At 65.5% G+C, this 24,633-nt stretch carries 26 protein-coding genes and 1 riboswitch; of the genes, 3 read left to right on the top strand and 23 right to left on the bottom strand.

What is annotated here, in order from left to right; genetic code table 11:
• The first annotated feature begins 4 nt into the window (after nucleotides 1-4).
• Together Q0949_RS04700 and Q0949_RS04705 are read left to right on the top strand one after the other, a co-directional pair.
• Nucleotides 5-1,492: an aldehyde dehydrogenase gene (locus tag Q0949_RS04700; RefSeq protein ID WP_299369081.1), complete on the top strand. Its 1,488-nt coding sequence runs from the start codon at nucleotides 5-7 to the stop codon at nucleotides 1,490-1,492.
• Complete coding sequence (locus Q0949_RS04705) at nucleotides 1,489-2,823, top strand: FAD-binding oxidoreductase (protein WP_299369083.1); 1,335 nt, start codon at nucleotides 1,489-1,491, stop codon at nucleotides 2,821-2,823. Before Q0949_RS04700 ends, Q0949_RS04705 begins: the two co-directional genes overlap by 4 nt.
• A gap of 4 nt (nucleotides 2,824-2,827) precedes the next feature.
• Here the strand turns inward: Q0949_RS04705 and Q0949_RS04710 are convergent, their stop codons facing one another.
• The 18 genes from Q0949_RS04710 to cbiE form a co-directional block, all read right to left on the bottom strand.
• The gene (locus Q0949_RS04710; protein ID WP_299369085.1) at nucleotides 2,828-4,372 is read right to left on the bottom strand and encodes a trimethylamine methyltransferase family protein; all 1,545 of its coding nucleotides are present in this window, start codon (nucleotides 4,370-4,372) and stop codon (nucleotides 2,828-2,830) included.
• A 96-nt stretch (nucleotides 4,373-4,468) separates the two neighbouring features.
• Nucleotides 4,469-5,095: an urease accessory protein UreG gene (gene ureG, locus Q0949_RS04715; RefSeq protein ID WP_299369087.1), complete on the bottom strand. Its 627-nt coding sequence runs from the start codon at nucleotides 5,093-5,095 to the stop codon at nucleotides 4,469-4,471.
• Complete coding sequence (locus tag Q0949_RS04720; protein ID WP_299369089.1) at nucleotides 5,092-5,721, bottom strand: urease accessory UreF family protein; 630 nt, start codon at nucleotides 5,719-5,721, stop codon at nucleotides 5,092-5,094. Before Q0949_RS04720 ends, ureG begins: the two co-directional genes overlap by 4 nt.
• Nucleotides 5,718-6,173, bottom strand: a complete 456-nt coding sequence (ureE, locus tag Q0949_RS04725) for an urease accessory protein UreE (RefSeq protein WP_299369090.1) — start codon at nucleotides 6,171-6,173, stop codon at nucleotides 5,718-5,720. The genes Q0949_RS04720 and ureE overlap by 4 nt, the downstream gene beginning before the upstream one ends.
• A 209-nt stretch (nucleotides 6,174-6,382) precedes the next feature.
• A complete protein-coding gene (gene ureC / locus Q0949_RS04730; RefSeq protein WP_299369092.1) occupies nucleotides 6,383-8,143 on the bottom strand; it encodes an urease subunit alpha in 1,761 nt (586 codons plus the stop codon).
• Between the two features lie 15 nt (nucleotides 8,144-8,158).
• Entirely contained in the window at nucleotides 8,159-8,605 is a 447-nt protein-coding gene (locus Q0949_RS04735; protein WP_299369094.1) for an SRPBCC family protein, read from the bottom strand.
• Nucleotides 8,602-8,733, bottom strand: coding sequence for a hypothetical protein (locus tag Q0949_RS04740; protein WP_299369096.1), 132 nt, complete (start codon nucleotides 8,731-8,733; stop codon nucleotides 8,602-8,604). Before Q0949_RS04740 ends, Q0949_RS04735 begins: the two co-directional genes overlap by 4 nt.
• The gene (locus Q0949_RS04745) at nucleotides 8,734-9,555 is read right to left on the bottom strand and encodes a cyclase family protein (protein ID WP_299369098.1); all 822 of its coding nucleotides are present in this window, start codon (nucleotides 9,553-9,555) and stop codon (nucleotides 8,734-8,736) included.
• Nucleotides 9,556-9,585: 30 nt separating this feature from the next.
• Entirely contained in the window at nucleotides 9,586-9,891 is a 306-nt protein-coding gene (locus tag Q0949_RS04750; RefSeq protein WP_299369100.1) for an urease subunit beta, read from the bottom strand.
• Nucleotides 9,892-9,934: 43 nt separating this feature from the next.
• The gene (locus tag Q0949_RS04755; RefSeq protein ID WP_299369102.1) at nucleotides 9,935-10,237 is read right to left on the bottom strand and encodes an urease subunit gamma; all 303 of its coding nucleotides are present in this window, start codon (nucleotides 10,235-10,237) and stop codon (nucleotides 9,935-9,937) included.
• Between the two features lie 3 nt (nucleotides 10,238-10,240).
• Nucleotides 10,241-11,059 carry an urease accessory protein UreD gene (locus tag Q0949_RS04760; RefSeq protein WP_299369104.1) on the bottom strand — a complete coding sequence of 273 codons (819 nt, stop codon included), beginning with the start codon at nucleotides 11,057-11,059 and terminating at the stop codon, nucleotides 10,241-10,243.
• A gap of 148 nt (nucleotides 11,060-11,207) precedes the next feature.
• Nucleotides 11,208-11,945, bottom strand: a complete 738-nt coding sequence (cobF, locus tag Q0949_RS04765) for a precorrin-6A synthase (deacetylating) (RefSeq protein WP_299369106.1) — start codon at nucleotides 11,943-11,945, stop codon at nucleotides 11,208-11,210.
• 55 nt (nucleotides 11,946-12,000) lie between these two features.
• A complete protein-coding gene (locus Q0949_RS04770) occupies nucleotides 12,001-12,678 on the bottom strand; it encodes an energy-coupling factor ABC transporter permease (protein ID WP_299369108.1) in 678 nt (225 codons plus the stop codon).
• Nucleotides 12,679-12,728: 50 nt separating this feature from the next.
• Nucleotides 12,729-12,916, bottom strand: a riboswitch (cobalamin riboswitch).
• A 132-nt stretch (nucleotides 12,917-13,048) separates the two neighbouring features.
• A complete protein-coding gene (gene cobA, locus Q0949_RS04775) occupies nucleotides 13,049-13,768 on the bottom strand; it encodes a uroporphyrinogen-III C-methyltransferase (protein ID WP_299369110.1) in 720 nt (239 codons plus the stop codon).
• Nucleotides 13,765-15,090: a cobyrinate a,c-diamide synthase gene (locus Q0949_RS04780; RefSeq protein ID WP_299369112.1), complete on the bottom strand. Its 1,326-nt coding sequence runs from the start codon at nucleotides 15,088-15,090 to the stop codon at nucleotides 13,765-13,767. Before Q0949_RS04780 ends, cobA begins: the two co-directional genes overlap by 4 nt.
• Nucleotides 15,083-15,877, bottom strand: coding sequence for a precorrin-4 C(11)-methyltransferase (gene cobM / locus Q0949_RS04785; protein ID WP_299369114.1), 795 nt, complete (start codon nucleotides 15,875-15,877; stop codon nucleotides 15,083-15,085). Before cobM ends, Q0949_RS04780 begins: the two co-directional genes overlap by 8 nt.
• Complete coding sequence (locus Q0949_RS04790; protein WP_299369116.1) at nucleotides 15,874-16,242, bottom strand: cobalamin biosynthesis protein; 369 nt, start codon at nucleotides 16,240-16,242, stop codon at nucleotides 15,874-15,876. Before Q0949_RS04790 ends, cobM begins: the two co-directional genes overlap by 4 nt.
• Nucleotides 16,239-17,429 (bottom strand): precorrin-6y C5,15-methyltransferase (decarboxylating) subunit CbiE, encoded by a 1,191-nt coding sequence (gene cbiE, locus Q0949_RS04795; RefSeq protein WP_299369118.1) that lies wholly within the window; start codon nucleotides 17,427-17,429, stop codon nucleotides 16,239-16,241. The genes Q0949_RS04790 and cbiE overlap by 4 nt, the downstream gene beginning before the upstream one ends.
• Between cbiE and Q0949_RS04800 the strand changes: the two genes are divergently transcribed.
• Nucleotides 17,428-18,183 carry a cobalt-precorrin-6A reductase gene (locus Q0949_RS04800; protein WP_299369120.1) on the top strand — a complete coding sequence of 252 codons (756 nt, stop codon included), beginning with the start codon at nucleotides 17,428-17,430 and terminating at the stop codon, nucleotides 18,181-18,183. The genes cbiE and Q0949_RS04800 overlap by 2 nt on opposite strands.
• On the opposite strand, the gene cobJ is transcribed toward Q0949_RS04800, so the two are convergent.
• From cobJ to cobN, 5 genes are read right to left on the bottom strand one after another with little or no spacing between them, the layout of a single operon-like run.
• Nucleotides 18,156-18,908 carry a precorrin-3B C(17)-methyltransferase gene (cobJ, locus tag Q0949_RS04805; protein WP_299369122.1) on the bottom strand — a complete coding sequence of 251 codons (753 nt, stop codon included), beginning with the start codon at nucleotides 18,906-18,908 and terminating at the stop codon, nucleotides 18,156-18,158. The two genes, Q0949_RS04800 and cobJ, sit on opposite strands and share 28 nt — an antisense overlap.
• Nucleotides 18,905-19,633 carry a precorrin-2 C(20)-methyltransferase gene (cobI, locus tag Q0949_RS04810; RefSeq protein ID WP_299369123.1) on the bottom strand — a complete coding sequence of 243 codons (729 nt, stop codon included), beginning with the start codon at nucleotides 19,631-19,633 and terminating at the stop codon, nucleotides 18,905-18,907. The genes cobJ and cobI overlap by 4 nt, the downstream gene beginning before the upstream one ends.
• Nucleotides 19,630-20,259, bottom strand: coding sequence for a precorrin-8X methylmutase (locus tag Q0949_RS04815; RefSeq protein ID WP_299369125.1), 630 nt, complete (start codon nucleotides 20,257-20,259; stop codon nucleotides 19,630-19,632). The genes cobI and Q0949_RS04815 overlap by 4 nt, the downstream gene beginning before the upstream one ends.
• 2 nt (nucleotides 20,260-20,261) lie before the next feature.
• Complete coding sequence (locus Q0949_RS04820) at nucleotides 20,262-21,359, bottom strand: cobalamin biosynthesis protein CobG (protein WP_299369126.1); 1,098 nt, start codon at nucleotides 21,357-21,359, stop codon at nucleotides 20,262-20,264.
• The gene (gene cobN / locus Q0949_RS04825) at nucleotides 21,356-24,622 is read right to left on the bottom strand and encodes a cobaltochelatase subunit CobN (RefSeq protein WP_299369128.1); all 3,267 of its coding nucleotides are present in this window, start codon (nucleotides 24,620-24,622) and stop codon (nucleotides 21,356-21,358) included. Before cobN ends, Q0949_RS04820 begins: the two co-directional genes overlap by 4 nt.
• Nucleotides 24,623-24,633 lie beyond the last annotated feature (11 nt).

Consider the following 24,633-nt stretch of genomic DNA (forward strand, 5'->3'; position numbering starts at 1 on the left):
CACCGTGCTGACCACTCAGGAATACCGCGCCATCGCGGCTGACCTCAGCCCCGCTACAACCGCATTCATCGACGGTGGGTTCCGGCCAGCGATCTCTGGCAAGACCTTTGACAGTGTGAACCCGGCCACCGGTGACGTGATCGCCCAAGTGGCCGCCTGCGGGCCCGAGGATGTGGATGTGGCCGTCACCCATGCACGCACCGCCTTTGATGACGGGCGCTGGTCGCGGATGCACCCGTCCGACCGTAAGGATGTGCTGATCCGGTTGTGCAAGCTGATGACCCGCAACGCCCGTGAACTGGCCGTGTTGGAAAGCATCGACAGTGGCAAGACCATTTATGATTGCGAAACCGTGGATATCCCCGAGGCGATCCACTGCATCAAGTGGCACGCTGAAGCCATTGACAAGATTTACGATTCCGTCGCGCCTGCGTCCGAGGAGCACATCGCGCTGGTGGTCCGCGAACCGGTTGGCGTGGTCGGGCTGGTTTTGCCTTGGAACTTCCCGCTTCTGATGATGGCCTGGAAGATCGGCCCGGCACTCGCCGCGGGGTGCTCGATCGTGCTGAAACCAGCCGAGGAAACAACGCTGACCGCGTTGCGCATGGCCGAACTGGCGATGGAGGCGGGCGTGCCGCGCGGGGTTCTCAACGTCGTGCCGGGGTTGGGCGGGGATGTTGGCGAACCCATCGGGCGGCACATGGACATCGACATGGTCAGCTTTACCGGCAGCACTGAAACCGGGATGAAGTTCCTGCGCTATGCCGCTGACTCCAATGCCAAAGAGGTCGTTCTGGAGATGGGCGGCAAGAACCCCTGCGTGGTGATGGACGACGCAGAAAACCTCGACCGCGTTGCGCAGCATGTGGTGAACGGTGCGTTCTGGAATATGGGCGAAAACTGCTCTGCGATTTCGCGCCTGATCGTACATGCGGATGTGCGCGACGACCTGCTGACACGGATCGAGGCGCATATGCGCCGCCTCCCCGTGGGCAATCCGCTCGATCCCGAGACGCGTCAGGGCGCGCTGGTCAGTGGCGCGCATTTCGACAAGGTCTGTGGGTATGTGGACAAGGCTGGGGATATCCTTGTGGGCGGATCTGTGGATAAACCCTTTGTCTCTCCAACCGTTGTGGCAACTTCGTCCGACAACCCATTGGCACGGGACGAAATCTTTGGCCCTGTGTTGTCGGTGATCACCGTGCAGTCCTTTGACGAGGCGATCGCGGTCGCCAATGACACGGCTTACGGTCTGTGCGCGTCGCTTTTTACTGCCAATGCCAAACGCGCGCTGCGCGGGGCACGGATGCTGCGCGCGGGCACGGTCACCGTCAACAGTTATGGCGAGGGCGATATTTCCACGCCCTTTGGCGGCATGAAGATGTCGGGCTTTGGCGGACGGGACAACGGGGTGCACGCCCATGATCAATACACACAGCTGAAAACCATCTGGCTCGACCTCACCGACGACGACGAAGAGGCGGTCGAGTGAGCTTTGTCGCGCGGCGGCTGCCGTCCCATCGCGGACCGGCGGCCTGGGCGGACATCCTCGGGCCGGGGCCACGGTTTGATCGGCTGGATCAGGCGCTGACGGCAGATATCGCGGTCATCGGCGGCGGGTTCGCGGGCCTCTCTGCCGCGCGCCGGGTAATGCAACTTGACCCAAGCCTGCGCGTGGTTCTGCTCGAGGCGGGCCGGATCGCCGAAGGGGCTTCGGGCCGCAACTCGGGCTTCATGATCGATCTGCCCCATGATCTTGCCTCCGACGATTATGCGGGCGCAGGCGACGACACCACGCTCACGCGCCTCAATCGGCAGGCCATCGACTTTGCCCGCGACGCGGTGGCGGAATACGACATTCCACCGGATTTCTTTGATCCGGCGGGCAAGGTGAACGGGGCGGCCACGGCCAAGGGGGACGCGCATAACCGCAGCTATGCCAAACACTTGGCGGACCTTGCGGAACCCAGCGAATGGCTGGACGCGCAAGCGATGCAGGAACTGACCGGCTCGCGCCACTACCGGTCTGGCCTTTATACCCCCGGCACCGTGATGTTACAGCCCGCAGGATACGTGCGCGGGCTGGCGCAGGGGATCAACCGCGTCGCACAGATCTTTGAAAACACGCCGGTTCTGTCGGTCAGTCAGGCGGGTGCGGCCTGGGTGTTGAAAACGCCCAAGGGCCGCGTGACCGCGCCGCGGGTTATCACCGCCGTCAACGGGCATCTTGAAAGCTTTGGCATCGCGCGGGGGCGTCTCGTTCAACTGTTCCTCTTTGCCTCGATGACCGAACCCTTGGGGCCAGAGGCGCGCGCAGCCATGGGTGGCGCGGATCGCTGGGGTGTCACGCCGTCGGACCCAATGGGCACGACCATGCGCCGCATCGATGCGGGCCAGGGCGGGCACCACATCGTGACCCGCACCGCTGCCGTCGTGCGCCCTGGACTGGTGCCGACACCACGCGACATGCGCCGCGCCGCCCGCCAGCACCGCGCAAAATTTGACCAAAGATTTCCGGCGCTAAACGGGGTGAAACAGGCCTATTCCTGGGGCGGACACCTGTGCCTCAGTCTCAACGGGGTGGCCCATGCGCGCGAGATTGCGCCGGGTCTTTACAGTGCCTGTGTTCAGAACGGTTTGGGCACCGCGCGGGGCACGCTGACCGGCATTGCCGCGGCCGAACGGGCGCTGGGCCAGACGTCCGCAATCACGGAATATTTCGACGCCGAGGCCGATCTCAAACGCCTGCCGCCGCAGCCTTTCGCGGCCCTCGGCGCAAACGCCTATCTGCGTTGGAAGGAATGGCAGGCAGGCGCGGAATAGGCGGCTAGTGATCCTGGTTCAGCGCGTCCGCTGCCGGGATCTCGCGCTCGCGCCGGGCGATATAGTCGCGCAACGCCTCGTCCTTGGCGGGATCCAGCGCCGGTTCCTCATAGGTGCCGAGCAAGGACCGCGCATGGATCAGGGCGCGCTCGGTGATCTCCTTGCCGCCCTCGGCCTGCCACTGTTCGATGGAGTTGTTGTCGAACAGTTCGGGCATGAAAAACGCCGATTGGAAATTGTCCTGCGTATGCGGATGGCCGAGGTAGTGCCCGCCGGGGCCCACATCCGGCACCGCCGCCAGTGCTGCGTCAAAGTCGTCCCATTGCACGCCCTGCGCCATCCGGTAGGCCATGGCACATTGTTCCGCATCCACGATGAACTTGGCCGTGGAACAGTGCATGCCCGCCTCGTTCCAGCCTGCGGAATGCCAGATGTAATTGGCCCCCGCATGCATCACCGCCGACAGGGTCGTGGCACTTTCATATCCGGCCTGCGCGTCAAAGGTCTTGGCCCCGCCCAGCGTGTTCGACGTGCGCCACGGGACGCCGTAATGGCGCGCCATCTGACCGATCATGAAGTTCATCATGGAAATCTCGGGCGTTCCGGCCATGGGCGCGCCGGATTTCATCGACACGGTCGACAGGTAGTGACCGTAAATCGCGGGCGCACCGCGCCGGATCACCTGGGTATAGGCCAGCGCCGACAACGCCTCGGCATTCAGCTGCGCGACGGACGCCGCGACCGAGGCAGGCGTATTCGCCCCGCCCAGCACAAACGGAGAGCACAATACCGGCTGATTGCGCCTGCTGAAAGCGCGCATCGCGCCCAGCATCGTCTCGTCCCAGACAAGGGGGGAATTGCCGTTGCAATTGCCGGTGGTCACAGGGTGATCTTCCATGAAATCGTCGCCGAACAGGATGGCGCACATGTCCATCACATCCTCGGCGTTCTTGGGGCTGGTGGTCATGCCCATGAACGTTTTGTCGGAATACTTCATCGACGAATAGGTGATGCGCAGATGCCGGTGACTGATGGGGTGGTCATAGGGTTCGACGATGTGGTGCGCCGATGAATGCAGGGCGGGCATCATGTGGCTCAGCTTGTGAAACATCGCCAGATCATCCAGCGTCGGATTGCGCCGCACGTCGTCCAGATCGCGCAGGAACGGCGCACCGGTCATGGGGACAAAGATGCTGTGCCGCCCGCCCAAGCGCACGTTCTTTTTAGGGTCGCGGGCGTGGTAGGTGAAATCCGAAGGGATCGTGGCGATCAGGTCGCGCACCAACCCCCGGTCCAGAAACACAGTATCTCCGTCCACCTTGGCCCCGGCCGCTTTCCAATCTGCCAGCGCAATGTCGTCGCGAAACACGACACCGACGTTCTCGAGGATGTCCATCGAGGCCGCATCGATCCGTTCAACCTGCGACCCGTCCATGATCTCGCACCAAGGCAGGGTGTTTGCCAGACCGGGCAACATCGCAACGTTGGGTGCACTGCGCAGCGCGCGTCGGTGCGCGCGGCCACCGGACCGGGTGCGGGGGTGTGACATGCGGGCCTCCCTGTGTGTCTGCACACAGGGAACACGGACCGAGCCGCATGTGTCGGCCCGTGTACGAACCAACTGGCCTTTCAGCGACGCGTGTCGTTAGACAGTCGCCATGCCCAGCCCCGACAGCGCGCGAATATGGGTGATGATCTCCTCGACGCCCCTGCCGTGGCGCAACGCCGCAAAGACAAAGGGGCGCGCGCCCCGCATCCGGGCCGCATCCCGTTCCATCACTTCCAGTGACGCGCCCACATGAGGGGCAAGGTCGGTCTTGTTGATGATCAGCAGGTCGGATTTCGTGATCGCGGGCCCGCCCTTGCGTGGGATTTCCTCACCCGCGGCGGTGTCGATGACATAGAGCGTAATGTCCGCCAGCTCTGGCGAGAAGGTCGCCGAGAGGTTGTCCCCACCGGATTCGATCAGGATTGCCTCGACCTCCGGGTGGCGCTGTCGCATCTCGGCCACGGCGGCGAGGTTGATCGACGCGTCCTCACGAATGGCGGTGTGCGGGCAGCCGCCGGTTTCGACGCCGATGATGCGATCCTGTGGCAGGATCTGCCGCCGCATCAGCTCTTCGGCGTCCTCTTGGGTATAGATGTCGTTTGTGATCACCCCGATGGAGTGCTGGTCCTTGAGGGCGGCGGCAAGGGCGGCGGTCAGGGTGGTCTTGCCCGCCCCGACCGGGCCGCCGATGCCAATCCGCAGGGGTCCGTTCAGTTGTGTCATGTGCGAAAGATCCTTGGTTGCAGGGTTTCGTGGCGCATGGATGCGATATCGGCTGCGAAACTGGTCGCGGTCAGGTCGTCCAGCGGCGTCATTGCAGCGGTGGCGGCGGTCGTGGCGATGACTGGGGTCAGCCGCGCGATGACGGTTTGACCGTCGGTCTGGCCCAGGGGCAGGGCGCGTTGCGCCACCGACACCAGGTTCGACGCAAATGCCTGAAGATAGAGCGGCAGCGTCTGATCAAGCGGGATCGCCATGGCGCGTGCCGCGGCGCCCACGGCAACGGGATAGGTCAGGGCCACCAGATCAAGGCCCCAGACCGCGCGGGCCGTGTCGCAAAAAGCCGCCCCTTGCAGGTCGGTTTCCTTCAGCCTCTCCGCACTGGCGGCAAAGGCGCGCGCAGTGGCGTCGACATGGGCCGTATCGTCCGCGCCATGCGCCGCCGTCAGCAGAACCGCATCGGCAAATCCTGACCCGCACCCCACAATATCCGCCAACCAGTCATGCAGACCGTCCGCATCGTGCACAGTGCCGTCCGCAATCACCTGTTCCAGCCCGTGCGAATAGGCAAAGGCCCCCACGGGAAACGCGGGCGACAGCCACTGCATGAGGGTCAGCGCATGGGTCATGTATGCGCGTGGGAATGGTCATGCCCATGGGTGCGCCCGTGGCCATAAGCGCCGCCTTCGGGGGTAAACGGCTCCACCACGTCGCGCGTTGTCGCGCCGATCCTGGACAACATGTCCGCCATCACATGGTCCCGCTGGATCAGCAGTCGCGTGTCCTCGATCTGGCAAGGTGTGTGCCGGTTACCGATATGCCACGCGATCCGGTGCAGGCTGTCGCCGGTGACCTCAAGCAATGGCTCGGGTGCTGCAATGATTTCAACCTCTGCCTTGTCAGTGGTGATCAGCGCTCCGCCATGATCCAGGGACGTGGTCTGTGGCAGGTCCACAAGCAATTGCGCACCGGACGCGAGCGTCAGCACCTTGCGGCGCAAAAACCGGTCCTCGTAGGTCAGCAGGATATGATCGGCAGGGGTGCCATGGGTGTGGGCGTGATAGGTTTGAGCTGTCTGCATGTTACTCGAAAAAGGGCGGGCCCCGGCCGCCGGGTGGGGGAAACCCCCGCCCGGGGGAGGCGGTCGGGGGCTGTCCGGCCTTAGGGCCGGGCGGATGCGGTTGGCGACCTAGATTTCGAGGCCCGTTGCGGCGGCGGTCTTTCGGCCACGCACAACTCCATAACACTGGTGCGCTTGGTCTGGGGATATCTCAGCCACGGACAGGTCCATCAAAACAGGAAATAGCGCTGCGCCATCGGCAACACCTCGGCGGGTGTGCAGGTCAGCAATTCGCCATCCGCGCGCACTTCGTAGGTCTCGGGATGCACCTCCACATGCGGCGTGGCGGTATTCAGCTTGAGGTCCTTCTTGCCGATATTGCGGGTGTTCTGAACCGCCACCGTGTCCTTGGCCAGCCCCAGTGACGCACCGATCCCCTCGGCCTGCGCTGCGGCCGACACAAAGGTCACCGCCGACCGTTCCACCGACCGACCGTAGGCCCCGAACATGGGACGGGTATAGACAGGCTGCGGCGTCGGGATCGACGCATTCGGGTCGCCCATCTGCGCACAGGCGATGGTGCCTCCCAACAGGACCATCTCGGGCTTGACCCCAAAAAATGCGGTGTTCCACAGGCACAGGTCGGCCCGCTTGCCCACCTCGATGCTGCCGATCTCGTGGCTGATCCCGTGCGCAATCGCCGGGTTGATCGTGTATTTCGCAATGTACCGGCGCACACGCATGTTGTCGTTGTCACCAGTTTCCTCGGGCAGGGGGCCGCGCTGTTTCTTCATCTTGTCGGCGGTCTGCCAGGTGCGGATCAGCACCTCGCCCACACGACCCATCGCCTGACTGTCCGACGCGATGATCGAAAACGCACCCATGTCGTGCAGGATATCCTCGGCGGCGATCGTCTCACGCCGGATACGGCTCTCGGCAAAGGCCACATCCTCCGGGATCGACTTGTCGAGGTGGTGGCATACCATCAGCATGTCGAGGTGTTCTTCGAGCGTATTGACCGTGAACGGGCGCGTCGGGTTCGTCGACGAAGGCAATACATGCTCTTCGCCGCAGATCTTGATAATGTCGGGTGCGTGCCCGCCACCCGCGCCCTCGGTGTGAAAGGCGTGGATGGTCCGGCCCTTCATCGCGGCCACCGTATTCTCGACAAAACCGCTTTCGTTCAGCGTGTCCGTGTGGATCATCACCTGCACGTCCATGTCGTCCGCCACAGACAGGCAGCAATCAATCGCACCGGGCGTCGTGCCCCAATCCTCGTGCAGCTTCATCGCACAGGCCCCGGCCTTGATCTGTTCTTCCAAGGCGGCGGGTAGAGACGCATTGCCCTTGCCCGCAAAGGCCAGGTTCATCGGAAACGCATCCGCCGCCTGCATCATCCGCCCCAGATGCCAAGGCCCCGGCGTGACGGTAGTGGCCAGCGTGCCGTGCGCAGGCCCCGTGCCCCCACCCAGCATCGTGGTCAGGCCGGAATGCAGCGCATCCTCGATCTGTTGCGGACAGATAAAGTGGATGTGGCTGTCGAACCCACCCGCCGTCAGGATCTTGCCCTCGCCCGCGATGGCCTCTGTGCCCGGCCCGATAATGATGTTCACGCCCGGTTGCGTGTCCGGGTTTCCTGCCTTGCCAATGGCCGCGATGCGCCCGTCCTTCAGGCCAACGTCCGCCTTATAGATGCCCGTCCAATCCACGATCAGCGCATTGGTGATGACGGTATCGACCGCCCCTTCGGCCCGCGTGACCTGTGACTGCCCCATCCCGTCGCGGATCACCTTGCCGCCGCCGAACTTGACCTCTTCGCCATAAAGCATGGCATTGTCGCCACTGCCCCCAGTGCTTGCGGCCCCCGCCGCTTCGGCGGTCAGGTCACGTTCGACCTCGATGATCAGGTCGGTGTCAGCGAGGCGCACCTTGTCGCCCACAGTGGGGCCAAACATGGCAGCATAATCGCGGCGGGAGATGGATGTGGGCATAAGCGGTTCCTTGGATCAATTCGAGGCGCGTTCGGCCAGCAGGCGCAGCCGACCCTTGTGCCGATGGGCATAAAGTTTCCGACCCCACCACGCCACAAGCGGCGTCATCGGGCCCGCATCAATGTCAATTGTGTCAAGCAACCGCGACCCCGTTGCAGTTGACTCCACGGACAGGTGATGCCGCCAGCTTCTGACACCGGCACCATGTTCAGAAGACCTAAGGGTCATCGCATTATCATCCTGCTCGACAACCTCCATCGTGTAGTCCTGCGGGGGCAGCACACCGAACAACCGCACGCCTACAGTGACGCGCTGTCCAGGCGCGCATCGGCCCTCCGGCAACCCGGTAAAGCGGATCAAAGGACGGCAAACCTCGGCCAGGGCTGCGAAATCCGTTGCGATTGCCCAGACATCTTTTGCGGACGCTTCATAGTCGTGGCTCATGTTGATTTGTGCGGTCATGCCTCAAACACCTCATCCACCGGCACCTGCTTGGCTGTCACCAAACCATTGGTCCGCATCGCGATGCCGATCACGGCCAGCATCTCTGCGCTGGCCGCGTCGTCACTTATGAGCGGAGCAGTCGCCACTCAGACCATCGCAAAGATGCGGGCCGGACCACCTGTGCCGCCCGGATGCGTCGGCGCGCCGACGACCAGCGTGGCACCGGCGGCAGGCACATTGTCCAGACCGGCGAGGTTCTCGATCCCGTAACGCCCCGCAGGCAACCAGGCGTAATGCGTGGCAAAATCCGCCGACGGCCCGTGATCCAGCGACAGCGTGTCCACCGCCATGGCCGCCGCCGTGGTCTCTTCCAGCAACATCTGCGTCGCCTCCGGATGGAAGCCGGGAAAGTGTTTCACGTCCGCGTCGTCATTGCCCACATAGGCCGCCGCGTCGCCAGACTTGGCCGCCCAGCCGGAATGCATTGCGATGCACGCCTTGTCCGGAATGTCGCCATTGGCCGCGATCCACGCCTTCAAATCCTCGGGTGTCACCTGCGCGTCCGGGTTCTCGGCCGCACGGGCCGCGATGTCGACCACACACAGCGGGATCACCAGATCGCTCACCGGGATCTCGTCCACCGATGTCCCATCCGCCGAGAAGTGCAGCGGCGCGTCGATATGGGTCGCCGTGTGCTCATTGATTGACAGGTTGAACAGGTTGAACCCGTGATCGGCAAAGTTGAACTGCTGCTCCATCGAAATGCCGGGCACGCCGAAAAATGTCGGAAAATCAGGGCTCAGCTTGTGCGTCATGTCCACGACCGACCCGTGGCCCGCCGCCATCGCGGGCGGTGCCGCCGTTACACCGACAGCCGCCGCCGCGCCCGCCAGCGCCGCCGTCTGGAAAAAATCGCGTCGCGACAGCATCCGGTCCTTGACCGCATTCATCACACATACGTCACACATCGTCTTGTCCTCCCATTGGGTTTGCCCTGCTCAAAGGTCGCCCATAACCTGCTGATTGAACCCAAAGACCCGGCGCCCACCCCCGATGGGGATCAGCGTCACGTCCCGGGCCTGCCCCGGCTCAAACCGCACCGCAGTGCCCGCCGCGATATCCAGCCGCATGCCACGTGCCGCCGCGCGATCAAATTCCAGCGCGCTGTTGGCCTCGCCAAAATGATAGTGGCTGCCGATCTGTACGGGCCGGTCACCGGTATTGGCCACATGCAGCGTGATCGCCAACGCGCCGGTGTTCAGCTCGATGTCTCCCTCTGCGGGGATCACTTCACCTGGGATCATCGTGCCACCTCCTGTTTCATTGTTCCACAAATATGCATGTCCATCATCGAATTGGATTGTGCACGGTCACCAGCTTGGTGCCATCGGGAAAGGTCGCCTCGACCTGCACGTCGTGGATCATCTCCGGCACGCCTTCCATGCATTGATCACGCGTGATCACCTGCGCCCCGGCCTCCATCATATGTGCCACCGAATGGCCGTCCCGCGCGCCTTCGACAACCGCATCGGTGATCAGCGCAATCGCCTCCGGGTGGTTCAGCTTGACGCCGCGTGCCAGCCGCTTGCGGGCCACCTCCGCAGCCATCGCGATCAGCAATTTGTCTTTTTCTCTCGGGGTCAGTTGCATGAGTCAAAGTCTCCAGCACAAGGGCAGGTTGCCATCTGTCAGGTGGTCAAGAATGGGCAGCAGGTCGCGCCGCAGGGCATAGCCTGACGGCGCCAACAGACGCATCACCAGCACGTCCTCCGCCAACAGGCTGGCGCCGCCACTCTCCGGCAGCAACCCCCGCACAGCAGTCAAATGCAGGGCCGCATCCGGGCCGACACAGGTCACGCTCACCATCGACGTGGCCCCCATCCCGACAGCGGTGCCGCCCATCTGCGCGCTCATGTCTCCGTCAAGGCACCATGCGTCCTGCACCAGGGGCGCGCCATTCCGCGTCACCGTAATCCTGTCGCGCATGCGGCCCTGAACACGGTCTTCGCCCATCGCAATCCGCCCGAGGCAAAGCGCCTCGACCAGCAGGGCCCGGCCTCCCGGCGCCACATCACAGGTCAGACGACGGTCAAAGGCACAGCCATCAAATACCAGAGTCTCCTGCGGCAACCACCACAGCGTCGCCTCCGGCGCCACATTCAGCGATGTCGTCACATACCCCGTCTCGCTCGGCTGCGCCCGATAGGCGCGTTCGCAAGCCTGGGTGGTCAGGGTCAGATGCGTGCCGCTTTGCGCCGCAGCGGCATAGTTAAACCGATCACCCCCCGTGACCCCGCCCGACGTGTTCAACAGCACACCTGTCAGCCCCAGATTGGCACGTGGAAACACAACCTTGGCCGCGCCCTGCTGATAGAGATCGCCGATCACGCTGCGTGTGCCGAGGGGCTTGGTCGACAGCCGCACGGATCCGATGGCGCGCGGCTGCGCGCCCGTCGGGGCGGGGATGGGCATATGTGCAGTCATGGTCAGGGCAGCAGCCTTCGTCTTGGCCCGATATGAGCATTCCCCGCCGCGCAGGACCAGCCCCCGCGTTCGTCCGCCGCATTTTGCCGGTCATTCCGCCCAATTTTTCAGCAGTTCACTGCGGGCCGCGCTGCGGTCAGGACCTGCGGCGCAAAAGGTAGGTGTCCATGATCCAGCCGTGCTCTGCCCGTGCCCGCGCACGGGTCTTGCAGATGCGCGCCGCGACATCACCCAAGCGGCCGGCCTCAAGGATCTGTTCGGGCATGCCCAGATAGGCGCCCCACCAAATGTCGTACCCGTCGCCATCCAGGGTCTGGAACGTACAATTCCCGTCCAGCATCACCACCAGCGTCTCGCATCCCGCAGGCCAGCCTTCATCTGCCAATCGCCGGCCCGTCGATATCGTTACGGGCGCGTTCAAGCCGTTCAAAGGTATGGCATGGGCTGCCGTCAGGGCCTGCACGGACGTGATCCCGGCCACCACGCGCAATGCGGGCTGAGGGTTCAGACGTGCGGCAATGCGCAACGTGCTGTCATAAAGCGACGGATCCCCCCAGACGAGCAGGGCAACGCGGCGCGCCTCCGGGAATTTGGCGATCGTACCCGTCCAGATGCGCGCAATCTCGTCATGCCAGGCATCCACGCGCGCGATATAGGGCAGCGTATCATCCCGTACCGGCATGTCGAACAGGGCCACGGTCGCATCTGGGCGCACCTGCGCAATAATCTGCGTACGCAGATCGGCCAGATCGGACTTGCCCGGCCCCTTATGCGGCACAAGGAACAGGTCGGCTTCGGCCATCGCGCGCCGCGCCTCTCCGGTCAGATGATCGGGATTGCCCGTGCCGATGCCAATGAGGGAAAGTTGGATCATGTCGCAAAAAAGGGCCGCGCTGGGCGGCCCTTCCTCTGATGAATCTGTGTGAGCCTCAGGCCGCGTTGAACAGACGAGGCGTGAACACGCCCGCCGCCTTGGCACCGCGCAGACCCTTTGCCGCGGCCAGTACCGCCAGATCCGCAACGGGTTCAATCACGATCACCAGCGCATAGGCCGCGCCAAAAGCCAGAACCGACTGGATGTTCTCGGCACCGAAACCCTGACCGTAGATTGCCCAGAACGCCACCCAGGCGATCACGCCGCCCTGATAGACGGCGGACATCTTCAGCACCTGCGCGTAATCCAGATCCACATAGGCGCGCGCCTCGGGTACGATCTTCCTGGCCAGCGCGTTCAACACGAACAGCGGCACCAGAAGGGTGGTCATGTTCACCGCAAACATCGGCAGATCGGTCGGCGCAAAGAGCAATCCCTGGATCAGCAAACCCATGGTCAGCCCCGCAGCCGCTGCACCGGCGCCCAGCAACAGGAACAACGTTGTCGCAAGAATGAAATGCACCTCGGAGATGCCGGCTGAGAAATGCGGCAGGACCTCGAAAAAGGCGAACGTGCCGACCGTGGCCAGACCCGCACGGATCGCAAAAGCGGGAATGTTGGCGAATTTCAGGTCATTGGCGGCCAGTTTCAGCGAATAACCCGCCGCAGCAGCAGCGGTTCCATAGGCGAAAACCATCTTTGCGCCGTCCACGACGCCCGGTTCGATATGCATGTCTGTCTCTCCTCACCACCACCCCGGCGGCATTAGTGGCCGGTGCCCCGGCATGTTTCGTTCCCGATGGCAGGTCTCCTGACTGCCGGGTCGCTGCGGGGCCGGACCTTCCCAGCGCAGATGCGCCAGTGGTACATGCCGGGCCGCTCGCCGGTCACAGTTGCGGGGGCAGTCCGGGACTTTCACCCGGTTCCCTTTTAAACCCCCTCGCGGGGGCACCATCACGGGCCACGTTTACATTGATTCCATATCCGAACAAGCCCGGATGCGGCATTTGACGGCGCGGAATGGCCACCGTTGCCATGCATATTTGCAGAACAATGAAGGGGTCGGCAGTGCGCTTGGCTTCATTGTTCCAAAAATATGCAACTCAGCCGTCGGCCAATGCGCCATACAGGATCAATGCAGGCGCATCGCTGACGGCATCCCGAAGCCGCGCGGCCAGGCTGGACACCGTCAGCCTGTGCAGGGCCTGAGCCTCCGTAGACACGCCTTCGGCCAAAAGCGCGGGCGTGTCGGCAGGCAGCCCGGCGGCGATCAGCATGGTCGCCAGCGCAGGAAATGTGCGCTGGCCCATGAAAACGACGGTGGTTGCGTTCGGATCCGCAAGGGCCGTCATGTTCAGATCTTCGGGCAGCGCGCCACGCACATCGTGGCCGGTGATGAATTGCACCCGCCGCGCGGTCAGCCGTCGGGTCAGGGGGATGCCTGCCGCTGCCGCTGCCGCGCAGGCCGACGGCACACCGGGGATGATCTCGTACCCGATCCCAGCGGCCTTGAGCGCGTCGGTTTCCTCTTCCAGACGTCCGAACGTGCCGCCATCGCCGGATTTCAGGCGCACGATCCGCTGGCCTTCCTGCGCGTAGTCGACAAGCAACTGGCTGACATGGTGCTGCTTGGGCGACGGGCGGCCCGCCCGTTTGCCCACCCCCACCAGATCGGCCCCGGCGCGTGCGTGGCTCAGGATTGGCCCCGCGCTCAGGTCATCAAACAGCACAGCATCCGCCCGTTTCAACCGGTCCACCGCCTTCAGCGTCAGCAACTCGGGATCGCCGGGACCTGATCCTACAAAGCTCACGAAACCGGTCATGATGCCTCTCCGGTTATGAGGTGAAAGAACGTGCCAGTCACATTGCCACGCCACGACCCGCTTTGGGCGGCTGGATTGCCATCGGCATCGAACACCTGCGCCAGCGGCGCGTCCGGCTGGTCGAGGATCGAGGAATAGTGGAATTCGTGTCCCCGCAGGGCCGCGCCCGCGGCATAGCCGGGGATCGGGTGGGACAGTACCGCCCGTCTGTAGCCAAGGTTGAACTTGCGCTTTTCGTATGAGGTTTCGAGCCCCAGCAGCCCGGCCATCTCGTGGCGCACCCCGTCCTTGTCCGTCAGGCTTGCCCCAAGCGCCATGTAACCGCCGCACTCGCCGTGCACGGGCCTGGTTTCGGCATGGGTGCGCAGGCCGTCTTTGAAGGTTGTGGCGGCAGCCAGGGTGCCAGCGTGCAGTTCCGGGTAGCCGCCGGGCAACCAGACCAGATCGGCATCCGGCGCAGGCGCCTCATCCGCCAGCGGAGAAAAGTGCAGGATCTCCGCCCCAGCATCGCGCCAGCCGGTCACAAGATGCGGATAGGTAAAGGAAAACGCCGCATCCCGCGCCAGTGCGATCCGCTGTGCAGGCGGCGGGGGCAGGGGGTGGGACGCGCGGGGCGCTCCGGCCAGTGCCGCAGCGCGGATGGCGTCCAGATCGACATTGTCGCGCAGGAACTCGGCATAGCCTGCAATCGCGGCCTCGAGGTCGGGATGTTCCACCGCCTGAATGAGGCCCAGATGCCGCTCGGGCAATTTCAGATCGCCGCGCCGGGGCAGGCAGCCGAGCACGGGTATGCCCGCCTGCTCCATCCCGACGCGCGTCAGCCGTTCGTGACGGGGGCTCGCCACGCGGTTCAGGATCACACCGGCAAAGGGCAGATCGGGATTGTAGCTCTTGAACCCCAGTGCCGTCGCTGCCGCCGATTGCGCCTGTCCGCCCACGTCGATGACCAGCACCACCGGCCAGCCCATGGCGAGCGCGGTTTCCGCGCTGGAACCGAACCCCGACTGCCCGCGTGTCGCGACCCCGTCAAAGAGGCCCATGGACCCTTCGGCCACGCAGATGTCCGCGCCCGCGCGCTGCGCCGCGATCCCGTCCAGCAGGCCCGCGTCCATCGCCCATGTATCAAAGTTGAACGATGCCCGCCCCGCGGCCGCGAGGTGAAAGGCGGGGTCGATATAGTCCGGCCCGCTTTTGTAGGGTTGAACCACCAGCCCGTCATCGCGCAGCGCGCGCAGAAGGCCCAGCATCACGGTTGTCTTGCCCGTGCCCGACGCGGGCGCCGAGATCATCAGGCCGGGCGGGTTGCCTCGCGGATCAGTCATCGCCGTGGCTCCAGCTGGCCCATGGGCTGTCGGCGCTCATGGGGCGGTACCGGCGGTCATAGTCCGGCGCGTAGAGGCAGCTTTCGTCGAACCCTTCGGCCCCCAGCACACGCCCCACGAGGATCAGCGCCGTGCGGCTGATCCCTGCGTCCATCGCGTCCCGCAAGGTGTCCAGCGTGGCGTGGATGATCTGTTGATCGGGCCAGCTGGCCCGGTAGACGACCGCGACGGGGCAGTCTGCGCCATAGGCCGGGGTCAGATCCGCGACCACCTGATCCAGATTGCCGATCGACAGGTGGATGGCCAGCGTCGCACCGGTTGCTGCGAAATTGGTCAGCGTTTCGCCCGACGGCATGGAGGACGCCCGCCCCGGCGTGCGGGTCAGCACCACGGATTGTGCAATACCGGGCAGGGTCAGCTCGGCGCCCAGTGCGGCGGCCGCCGCACTGAAGGACGGCACACCCGGTGTCACGGTAAAGCCGATGCCCGCGGCCTTGAGCCTGCGCAACTGTTCGCCCATCGCGGACCACACCGACAGATCACCGGAATGCAGGCGGGCAACGTCCTGTCCCTTGGCCTCGGCGGCCGCGATTTCGGCCATGATGTCGTCAAGGTCCATGGCGGCGGTGTTCACGACCCGCGCATCCGGCGGGCAGTGGCCGAGGATCGCCTCGGGCACCAGCGATCCGGCATAAAGGCACACAGGGCAGGCGGCGATCAGGTCGCGGCCCCGCAGGGTCAGCAGGTCAGGCGCGCCGGGGCCTGCGCCGATAAAATGAACGGTCATGCGTCTGGTCCTTTGGCGATGGCGCAGGTGGCCATGCGGTCGTTTGATATCTTGCGGGAAACGATCAGCGTCGCGCCGGGGCCTGCGGCGGCAAGGGCGGCGGCTTCGGCCACCGAGCCTGTGCGCCGCAACAGGCGGCTGATTGCGGATTGGGTTTGGGTCAGGGCGGCTTGCAGTTTCTTGGGATAGACCGCGTTGATCAGGACGCCCCGCGGCCGTGCGACCCCGGATATGACGTCCGACAGAGCCTTGTCATGCGGGCAGGCCAGCATGTGGATCGGGCCGTCATAGCCGGTGGCAGCAAGGGCCTGTTCCAGGCTTTCGGTGGTGGCGTGACTGGTAAAGCCAAATCCTGCGACAATCATGGTGTGATGCTCCATTGTACAACCGGGTAGGCCGAGGTCCATCCGCGTTTGGGACCCAAAGGCGCGGTCGAGGACAATGCGATGCGCATCAGATCCCCTCCGAGACGGGCGTGCCAGTGCGCCAGCAGTGCCTCGCCTTCGAGCGTCACGGCATTGACTACGAGGCGCGCGGGCAGGGCGGTCACAGCCTCGAGAACCGCGTCCGACAATCCACCCCCGACAAAGATCGCGTTGGCAGGTTCCAACCCCGTCAGCGCATCGGGTGCTGATCCGTGCACCACACTCAGACGATGCGCCATCCCAAGGGCATCTGCATTCTGCCGAATCCGCGCCACCCGGTCCGCACGTGGTTCAATGGTCGTGGCGCGGGTTGTGGGATGGGCCAGCAGCCATTCCAGCGCGATTGAGCCGGACCCGCCCCCGATGTCCCACAGGTGTTCGTGGGGCTTGGGCGCGAGGGTCGACAGGGTGATCGCCCGCACGGGTCGTTTGGTGATCTGCCCGTCACTGTCAAAGGCATCGTCGCGTTGCCCGGTGGCGACGCTCAGCACAGCGCCCTGACCGGCCACGTCAATCGCCACGCAAACCGGATGGGCAAAGGCGCCACCGACAGTGTGAGCCGTCGCGCGGGTGATCCGTTCCTGCGGTCCGCCAAGATGTTCCAGCACATGCAGCGCGCTGTCGCCAAATCCCTGTTCGGTCAGGTAGGCGGCGAGTGCGGGCACGGCATCGCCGTCCCTGAGTGTCGCGATGATCTGCACGCCGGGGGCAAGGTGGCGTTTCAGGCGCGCCATCGGGGCCGCGTGCAGGCCCAGACAGACCGTGCGTTCCAGCGCCCAGCCAAGGCGCGCTGCCACAAGGCCAAAGCAGGAAGCCCCCGGATGCGCTGTCCATTCCTGTGCGCTGTAGCGTCGGGCCAGAACCGCACCTGCGCCAAACCAGAACGGATCGCCTGAGGCCAGCACCACAACGCGGCGTCCGCGCAGGCTGTCCAGCACCTCCAGCCCCTCGGCATAGGGCACGGGCCATTCGATACGCTGCGCTGTCCCCGCGGGGACACGCGCCAGATGGCGGGGCGGGGCCATGACGATCTGGGCTGCGTCCAGTGCCGCTTGACTTGCCGCGCCGAGACCGGCAACCCCGTCCTCGCCGATGCCGATGATGGTCAACCACGGAAGGTCAGACATGCGCGCCAACCTCCTGATCCTCGGGGGCACCACCGAGGCCACCGCCTTTGCCAATGCCGCCGCCGAAAGGGGCCTGACCGGCACGGTCAGCTTTGCCGGGCGCGTGGACCGCCCCAAGCGCCAGCCATTGCCGCAACGAATTGGTGGGTTCGGCGGTATCTCGGGCCTCGTGGACCATTTGCAGGCCGAAGGCATTACCCATGTGATCGACGCCACGCATCCCTTTGCCGCGCAGATGAGCCGGAATGCCATTGCCGCCTGCGCGCAAGCGGGCGTGCCGCTGATCGCGCTGACCCGTGCCGCGTGGACGGCCACGCAGGGCGACGACTGGACCCATGTGCCCGACATCGCCGGGGCCGTCGCAGCCCTTGATCAACCGGCGCAGCGCGTGATGCTTGCCGTGGGGCGCATGCATCTTGATGACTTTGCACCCAATCCGCAGCATTTCTATCTGCTGCGCCTTGTCGATCCGCCCAAGGATCCGCCGCCCTTTCCCGATCACCACGTGCTGGTGTCGCGAGGCCCGTTCACCGCCGCCGATGATGCCATGTTGATGCAAAAGCACCGGATTGATCTGGTTGTGTCCAAGAACGCAGGCGGCACCGGGGCCTATGCCAAGATCACCGCCGCGCGCGCGCTGGGCCTGCCCGTGCTGATGATCGACCGACCCGACATCCCCGCGCGGGCCGAGGCCAACAGCGTGGCCGAGGTGATGGCGTGGCTGGATCATGCGGGCGTCGACCGTGGCGTATAGACGATGGGCGCGCCGTCGCGGGGGATGATGCGGGTCCGCGAGGAACCGACAATGACCATCGTGCGCATGTCGGCCATGTCCGGCGTCGTCTGCGACAGCGGCACGATGCGGATCTCTTCGTCCGGGCGGGTCACGTTGCGGGCAAAGATCACAGGACGGTCATCGCCGCAGGCGTCCTTGAGCACTTTGAGCGTGCGCACGAACCCCTCGGGGCGGGATTTGGACCGGGGGTTGTAAAACGCCATGGCAAAGTCGCCCTCGGCGGCGAGGCGCAGGCGCTTTTCGATCAGATCCCAGGGTTTCAGGTTGTCGCTGAGGTTGATGGCGCAGAAATCATGCCCCAGCGGCGCCCCGCAGCGCGCGGAGGCGGCGAGCATGGCCGTGATCCCCGGCAAGACGGAGATATCCAACCCGCGCCAGTGGTCGGGGCCAGCCTCGACCGCCTCGAACACCGCGGCAGCCATGGCAAACACGCCGGGATCGCCCGAGGACACCACAACGACCTTGCGCCCGTCGCTTGCCATCTCGAGCGCGTGGCGCGACCGGTCGATCTCCACCCGGTTGTCGCTGGCGTGCAGGGTCAGGCCGGGCCGGTCCGCAATCCGAGCGACATACGGGATATACCCAACGATATCAGTGGCCTGCGTCAGGATGTCCGTCACCTCGGGCGTGATGAGCGCATCATCGCCGGGGCCAAGGCCCGCAATGCGCACCCAGCCGGTCACGGGCGGCGGCCCTGTCCGTGCACGACGATGATCGAGAAATAGGGCGTGACCTTGCCCTCGGCCTCGGCCAGTCTCTGCACGGTCTGGCCCGCCATCGTGGCGTATTCCACCAGATACGCATCGTCGTATTTGCCCGCGCGTTTCAGGGCGTCGCGGACCTTGTCGATATTGCGCCCGATCTTCATCACCACCAGCGCGTCGGCCTGTTTCATCCCGCGTACCAGCGTATCCGCATCCAGCGTGCCCATCAGCACCGTCAGGATGTCGTCGCCCCACGTGATCGGCGCGCCCGTTGCCGTCCACGCGCCGGACATGCCCGTGATTGCGGGCACAACCTCGACCGCAACGTCGCCCTGAAGGCGGGTATAGAGGTGCATGAAAGAGCCGTAGAAAAACGGATCGCCCTCGCAGAGCACGATGACGTCTTCGCCGTCTTGGGCAAGGGCGCGCACGTGGGCGGTGCAATCGGTGTAGAACGCGCTGAGCATTTCGTTATAGCGCGGATCGGTCAGCGGGATTTCCGTGGTGATCGGGTATTCCATCGGGAATTCGACCGCGTCCGCGTGCAGCATCCCGTTGACGATCTGCCGCGCCTGCCCTGCGCGCCCGGCCTTGCGAAAGAACGCCACGTGACGGGCATTGCGCACCAGCCGGTCTGCCCGCACGCTCAGCAGGTCCTGCGCGCCGGGGCCGAGGCCCACGCCGTATACGGTGCCCGCGCTCACTCCTTGCGGCTCGCGATGGCGTTGACGGCGGCGACGGTGATCGCACTGCCGCCCAGACGCCCCTGCACGATGCAGCAGGGCACGGGCTGATCGGCCCAGAGCGCGTCCTTGCTCTCTACCGCGCCGACAAAGCCCACGGGGCAGCCGATGATGGCCGCGGGGCGGGGGCAATCGGGGTCTTCGAGCATGTTGAGCAGGTGGAAAAGGGCCGTGGGCGCGTTGCCGATGGCCACAACCGCCCCCGCCAGATGCGGGCGCCACAGCTCAAGGGCGGCGGCAGAACGGGTGTTGCCCATCTGTGCGGCCAGATCGCGCACGCCGTCGTCGTGCAGGGTGCAGATCACGGCATTGTCGGCGGGCATGCGCGGGCGGGTGATGCCCTCGCTGACCATGCGGGCGTCACACAGGATCGGCGCGCCGTTTTCCAGCGCGCTGCGGGCGGCGGCGACGAATCCGGGCGAGAAATGCACGTGCTCTTCCAGCCCCACCATGCCAGCCGCGTGGATCATCCGCACGGCCACCTGTTCCTCGTCAGGGTCGAACCGGGTCAGGTTCGCCTCGGCCCGGATGGTGGCAAAGGATTGCAGATAGATGGCTGCGCCATCGGTTTGGTATTCATAAGGCATGGTCAGCTCGCCGGGGTCAGGAGGTCATCGGGTGCAAGCCCGCGCTGGCGGGGGGCATCCCACGGATGCCCGTTTTCCACAAGGTCATACGCGCCGTCACGGCCCACCAGCGTTGTCGCGGCAACACGGGGGTGGGCGCAGCCCTTGGCACAGCCCGACACATGCAGGCCGGGCCGTGCGATCCGTCGCGCCAGCGCGCGGGTGTCGACCGTGGCCGACGCGCAGGCCGATGCGCCGGGGCAGGCATGCACCTGCAAGAGAGGGTCGCGGGCGTCCGTGACGAACCCGTGCGGATTGCAGGCACGGGCGTTTTCGAGGGTGAACAGACGCCACGGCGTGACCCGTAGGGCAGTTGCCGCGCTGTCTGTGATCAGCGCGGCGAGGGCGCGGGCGTCGATGCTGCCGAAGGGCGCGCCAAAGGTGCCGTTGCCGGGCGTCACGGGCTGCGCCGTGGGGGCAGGCGCGCAGCCTTGCCATGCGTCGGGCAGCGGGTGCTGCGCCAGATGGCGCGCCATACGGCCCGCGCTTGCGCCCCCGGTGTCCACGAACCATTGGGCCAGCGCCACCACGGCCTGCGCCGCGCCGTCCTCGGGCACCGTGATGCCGGTATCGGCCCCGTCGGCGCGCAGGATCAGACCGCCCGCCGCGCCACGCTCCAGCCGCATATCGGCAGAGGTACCGCCCAGCCTCCGCCGGGCCCCTGTGTCCACTGCAATACCCATCTTGGCCGGTAGCGCGGGCAGGTCCGGCAGGGCCGCGATCAGGGCGCTGTGCAACCGGTGGGTCAGGTCGCCCTCGGTCCAGTCAGGCGTCACCACGATGTTGCGGCGCGCCTCGTCCTCGGCCGTGGCGTCCAGCAGGCACAGATCAAAGAGCGCCTCAAGCGCCTTGCCGTGGTGATCTGCATCGAGCCCCCGCATTTGCAGGTTGGCACGGCTGGTCAGGTCGATGACGCTATTGCCCAGCTCCTGCGACAGGGCGCAAAGGCCCAGTGCCTGCGCGCGGTCCAGTCGCCCCAGACGGGGGCGTATGCGCACGATCAGCCCGTCGCCGGACATCATCGGGCGCCACGCGCCGGGGCACCAGCCCTTGACAGTCATTGCGCGGCCTCCAACGCGGCCCGGATCGAATTGCGCCGCGTGTGCCAGAGGCCTGCGGCATCGAGGGCCGCAAACTGGTCCTGCATGGCCTGGAACGCGCCGGGGTTGGCATCCCTGAGAAAGGCCGCGACCTCCGGATCTCCCAACGTCGCGTCGTGATAGGCGTCAAAGAGGTGCGGGCCGACCACGCCCGCCAGATGCGCAAAGGCCGCCATGTGATCCAGTGTGGCCGCAATCTCGGCGCCGCCACGAAAACCGTGGCGCATCATGCCACGCAGCCAGTCGGGCTGTGTTGCACGGGCCTGCACCACGCGGGCAATCTCTTCGGGCAGGGTGCGGGCGCGCGGGCGGTCGGGCTGCGTGCTGTCGAGGTGATATAGCGCGGCTTGCCCACCTGTGACGGCTTGCGCGGCGGCAAACCCCGCCTCGTGCGCAGCATAGTCGGAGGCAAGGAGCACATCCGTCTCGGGCAAGTCCTGAAGGTGGACGAAGCTGTCGGCGGCGGCAACGCGGGCGCGGATGCCATGGTCGTCGCGCGTGGCGCTTGTGCCATCGAGCGCATAGGCGCTCGCCGAGAGCCAGGCGTTGCCCGCCGCCACACGCGCGTCGTCGGTGAAGGTCTCGATATCCGCGCCCATGCCAAGGCCAAAGTTGCCGGGCGCAGGGCCATAGACACGCGGGGTAACGGCGTGCCCGGCATACGGGTTCCAGTCGGGCGCCTCATCGCGCGCCGCCAGCGCCCGCACCGCCTGCGAGAACAGCGCGGAGAGCGTGGGAAAGACATCGCGGAAGAGGCCCGACACCCGCAGGGTCACGTCGATGCGCGGACGATCCAGATCGGTGATGGGCAGGACCTCTATCCCCGACACCCGCTCGGACCCCTTGTCCCAGACAGGTTTTACGCCCAACAGATGCAGCGCCATGGCAAACTCTTCGCCCGCCGTGCGCATGGTGGCTGACCCCCAAAGATCCACGATCAGACCGCGGGGCCAATCGCCCTCTTCCTGCAAATGGCGGCGCACCAGCTCTTCGGCCAGCTTCACGCCTTGCGCATGGGCCGCCCGCGTCGGCACGCCGCGCGGATCGGTCGTGAAGAGGTTCCGCCCCGTGGGCAAAACATCCCGCCGCCCGCGATAGGGGGACCCGGACGGCCCCCCGGCAATCCGCTTGCCGTTCAACGCATCGATCAACGCCGTGCGCTCGGTCTGCGCCGATATCCCGTCGCCGTAGGGCGCACCTCTGCCCCAGACATGCAGGCCGTCGCCAAACTGGCTTTCCTTGATGTCACAGACAAAGCGGTCAATCCGCGTGATCGCCTCGGCACTACAGGACGCGCTTTCGAGGCCCAGATCCTGCTCGACCCCAATGGCCTGCGCCTCGGCGCGGATGTCGTCCTGCAACCGGTCGCGGCGTTTCGGGTCCAGCCCGTCGGCGTTGGAGAACTCATCGAGCAGGGTTTCAAGCCGCAGGAACCGGTCCGGCGTGGCGCTTGCCTTCATCGGGGGGGGCAGGTGGCCAAGGGTGACGGCGCCGATGCGCCGCTTGGCCTGCGCGGCCTCACCCGGATCGTTGACAATAAAGGGATAGATCACCGGCATCGTTCCGGTCAGCACCTCGGGCCAGCAGGTGTCGGACAGGGCCACGGATTTGCCGGGCAGCCATTCCAGCGTGCCATGCGCGCCGATATGGATCAGTGCGTGCGTCTGGGTTTGCAGCCAGAGGTAGAACGCGACATAGGCGTGGCGCGGCACCCGCGACAGATCGTGATAGTCGTCGTCGCGCTGCGTTGGGTTCCCGCGTTCGGGTTGCAGTGCGATCAGGACCTTGCCGCGCCGCGTGGCGGCAAAGTGGAAATGGCCCGCATCGGTGTCTCCGTCTGGCTTGCCCCAAGCGGCCTCAAGATCGTCGCGCAAGGACTGGGGCAGGCGGGCAAGGGCGGCTTTGTATGCGGCCAGCGGCCATGTGACGGTTGTGGTCGCCAGCGCGTCCGTAACGGGGGTGAGATCAGTGTCATGGCCCGCTTCGCACAGATCCGACAGGATTGCCTCCGTCGAGGCAAGCGCATCCAGACCGACCGCATGGGCCATGTTCCAGTCCTTGCCCGGATAGGTGCTGAGCACCAGCGCCAGCGTCCGTTCTGCCGGGGGCGTCGCGGCCAGATCGACCCACGCCTTGACCCGATCCGCCACCCTTTCGATGCACTGGGCGTCTGCCTTGTGGGCATAGCGGGCAAATTGCAGCGCCTCATCGCGCGGTTGTGGTTCCTTGAATGACGCGACTCCGGCAAAGAGGCGGCCATCGACCTCTGGCAAGACCACGTGCATGGCCAGATCCGTTGGTGACAGACCGCGTTCGGCTTCGGCCCATGCCTCGCGCGTGGAGGTGGCCAGCGCGATCTGGAACACTGGAACGTCGCCCGCATCAAGCGGCGAGGCACCATTCGCGCCGATCCCGGAAAAGGCGGTGGCATTGACGATGGCCGCGGGGCGCAGATGCGCGATCTGGCGGGCCATCCACGCTGCGGCCTCCGCTGCCTTGAGCGACGGCGCAAAGAGCGCCAGCACCCGGAACCCGCGCGCGCGGAGCGCTGCAAAAAGCGCCTCGATCGGCGACAGGTCGGCGGCGGCCAGATAGGCACGGTAGAAGGTAACGACGACCAGAGGGCGCGTATCCGCGCCCAGAACCAGCGGGCAGGCGACGCCATCCTCCGGGGTCCATGCGCCCACGGACGGGAGCGATTTGGACCCGCGCACCGGTCCTGCGTACAGGCCCGAGGCCAGGGCCATCTGCGCCAATGCCGCCTGTGCCGCAACTGCGCCGCCGGTGTCGCAGAGATGCGCAAGACGGCGCAGCGTGGAGACCGGAAGGGTGGACACCTCGTCCAGCCGGGGGTCGGCGCGGCCATCGGCGGGCAAGACAGCCAGCGCGATGCCCTTGGCCCGGCACAGCGCCTCAACCTGTTGCAACCCGTAGGACCAGTAAGGCACGCCGCCGATCAGGCGGATCAGGATGCCCTTGGCCCCCTCGAGCGTCTGTTCGACATATGTGTCGACCGACAGCGGATGTTTGAGGCCCACCAGATTGGCGACGCGTAGGGTGGGCAATTTGCCCACCGCACCCCCACCCCGGTGCCAGCCCGCCGCAAAGGCCCCAAGGTCACTGTCAGAGAACGACAGCACCACCAGATCCGCGGGCGTCTGCCCCAGATCTGTCGGCGTCTCGGTCTCTTCGAGCCCGTGGCTTTCGCGGAAAACGACGTGCATGGGTGACTTTC

This window comes from uncultured Tateyamaria sp. (genome assembly GCF_947487805.1).
Taxonomy (GTDB): domain Bacteria; phylum Pseudomonadota; class Alphaproteobacteria; order Rhodobacterales; family Rhodobacteraceae; genus Tateyamaria.

Excerpts from the sequence above, each read along its gene's own strand:
- Q0949_RS04820 (WP_299369126.1), bottom strand. The coding sequence starts at position 21,359 with ATGACTGTCAAGGGCTGGTGCCCCGGCGCGTGGCGCCCGATGATGTCC.
- cobM (WP_299369114.1), bottom strand. The coding sequence starts at position 15,877 with ATGACCGTTCATTTTATCGGCGCAGGCCCCGGCGCGCCTGACCTGCTG.
- ureG (WP_299369087.1), bottom strand. The coding sequence starts at position 5,095 with ATGACACAACTGAACGGACCCCTGCGGATTGGCATCGGCGGCCCGGTC.
- cobA (WP_299369110.1), bottom strand. The coding sequence starts at position 13,768 with ATGACCGGTTTCGTGAGCTTTGTAGGATCAGGTCCCGGCGATCCCGAG.
- Q0949_RS04735 (WP_299369094.1), bottom strand. The coding sequence starts at position 8,605 with ATGACCGCACAAATCAACATGAGCCACGACTATGAAGCGTCCGCAAAA.
- Q0949_RS04745 (WP_299369098.1), bottom strand. The coding sequence starts at position 9,555 with ATGTGTGACGTATGTGTGATGAATGCGGTCAAGGACCGGATGCTGTCG.
- cobN (WP_299369128.1), bottom strand. The coding sequence starts at position 24,622 with ATGCACGTCGTTTTCCGCGAAAGCCACGGGCTCGAAGAGACCGAGACG.
- Q0949_RS04720 (WP_299369089.1), bottom strand. The coding sequence starts at position 5,721 with ATGACCCATGCGCTGACCCTCATGCAGTGGCTGTCGCCCGCGTTTCCC.
- Q0949_RS04800 (WP_299369120.1), top strand. The coding sequence starts at position 17,428 with ATGCGCGCCAACCTCCTGATCCTCGGGGGCACCACCGAGGCCACCGCC.
- Q0949_RS04770 (WP_299369108.1), bottom strand. The coding sequence starts at position 12,678 with ATGCATATCGAACCGGGCGTCGTGGACGGCGCAAAGATGGTTTTCGCC.
- cobF (WP_299369106.1), bottom strand. The coding sequence starts at position 11,945 with ATGATCCAACTTTCCCTCATTGGCATCGGCACGGGCAATCCCGATCAT.
- Q0949_RS04815 (WP_299369125.1), bottom strand. The coding sequence starts at position 20,259 with ATGCCTTATGAATACCAAACCGATGGCGCAGCCATCTATCTGCAATCC.
- ureE (WP_299369090.1), bottom strand. The coding sequence starts at position 6,173 with ATGCAGACAGCTCAAACCTATCACGCCCACACCCATGGCACCCCTGCC.
- ureC (WP_299369092.1), bottom strand. The coding sequence starts at position 8,143 with ATGCCCACATCCATCTCCCGCCGCGATTATGCTGCCATGTTTGGCCCC.
- Q0949_RS04710 (WP_299369085.1), bottom strand. The coding sequence starts at position 4,372 with ATGTCACACCCCCGCACCCGGTCCGGTGGCCGCGCGCACCGACGCGCG.
- Q0949_RS04750 (WP_299369100.1), bottom strand. The coding sequence starts at position 9,891 with ATGATCCCAGGTGAAGTGATCCCCGCAGAGGGAGACATCGAGCTGAAC.
- cbiE (WP_299369118.1), bottom strand. The coding sequence starts at position 17,429 with ATGTCTGACCTTCCGTGGTTGACCATCATCGGCATCGGCGAGGACGGG.
- Q0949_RS04780 (WP_299369112.1), bottom strand. The coding sequence starts at position 15,090 with ATGACTGATCCGCGAGGCAACCCGCCCGGCCTGATGATCTCGGCGCCC.
- Q0949_RS04790 (WP_299369116.1), bottom strand. The coding sequence starts at position 16,242 with ATGATTGTCGCAGGATTTGGCTTTACCAGTCACGCCACCACCGAAAGC.
- Q0949_RS04755 (WP_299369102.1), bottom strand. The coding sequence starts at position 10,237 with ATGCAACTGACCCCGAGAGAAAAAGACAAATTGCTGATCGCGATGGCT.
- Q0949_RS04760 (WP_299369104.1), bottom strand. The coding sequence starts at position 11,059 with ATGCCCATCCCCGCCCCGACGGGCGCGCAGCCGCGCGCCATCGGATCC.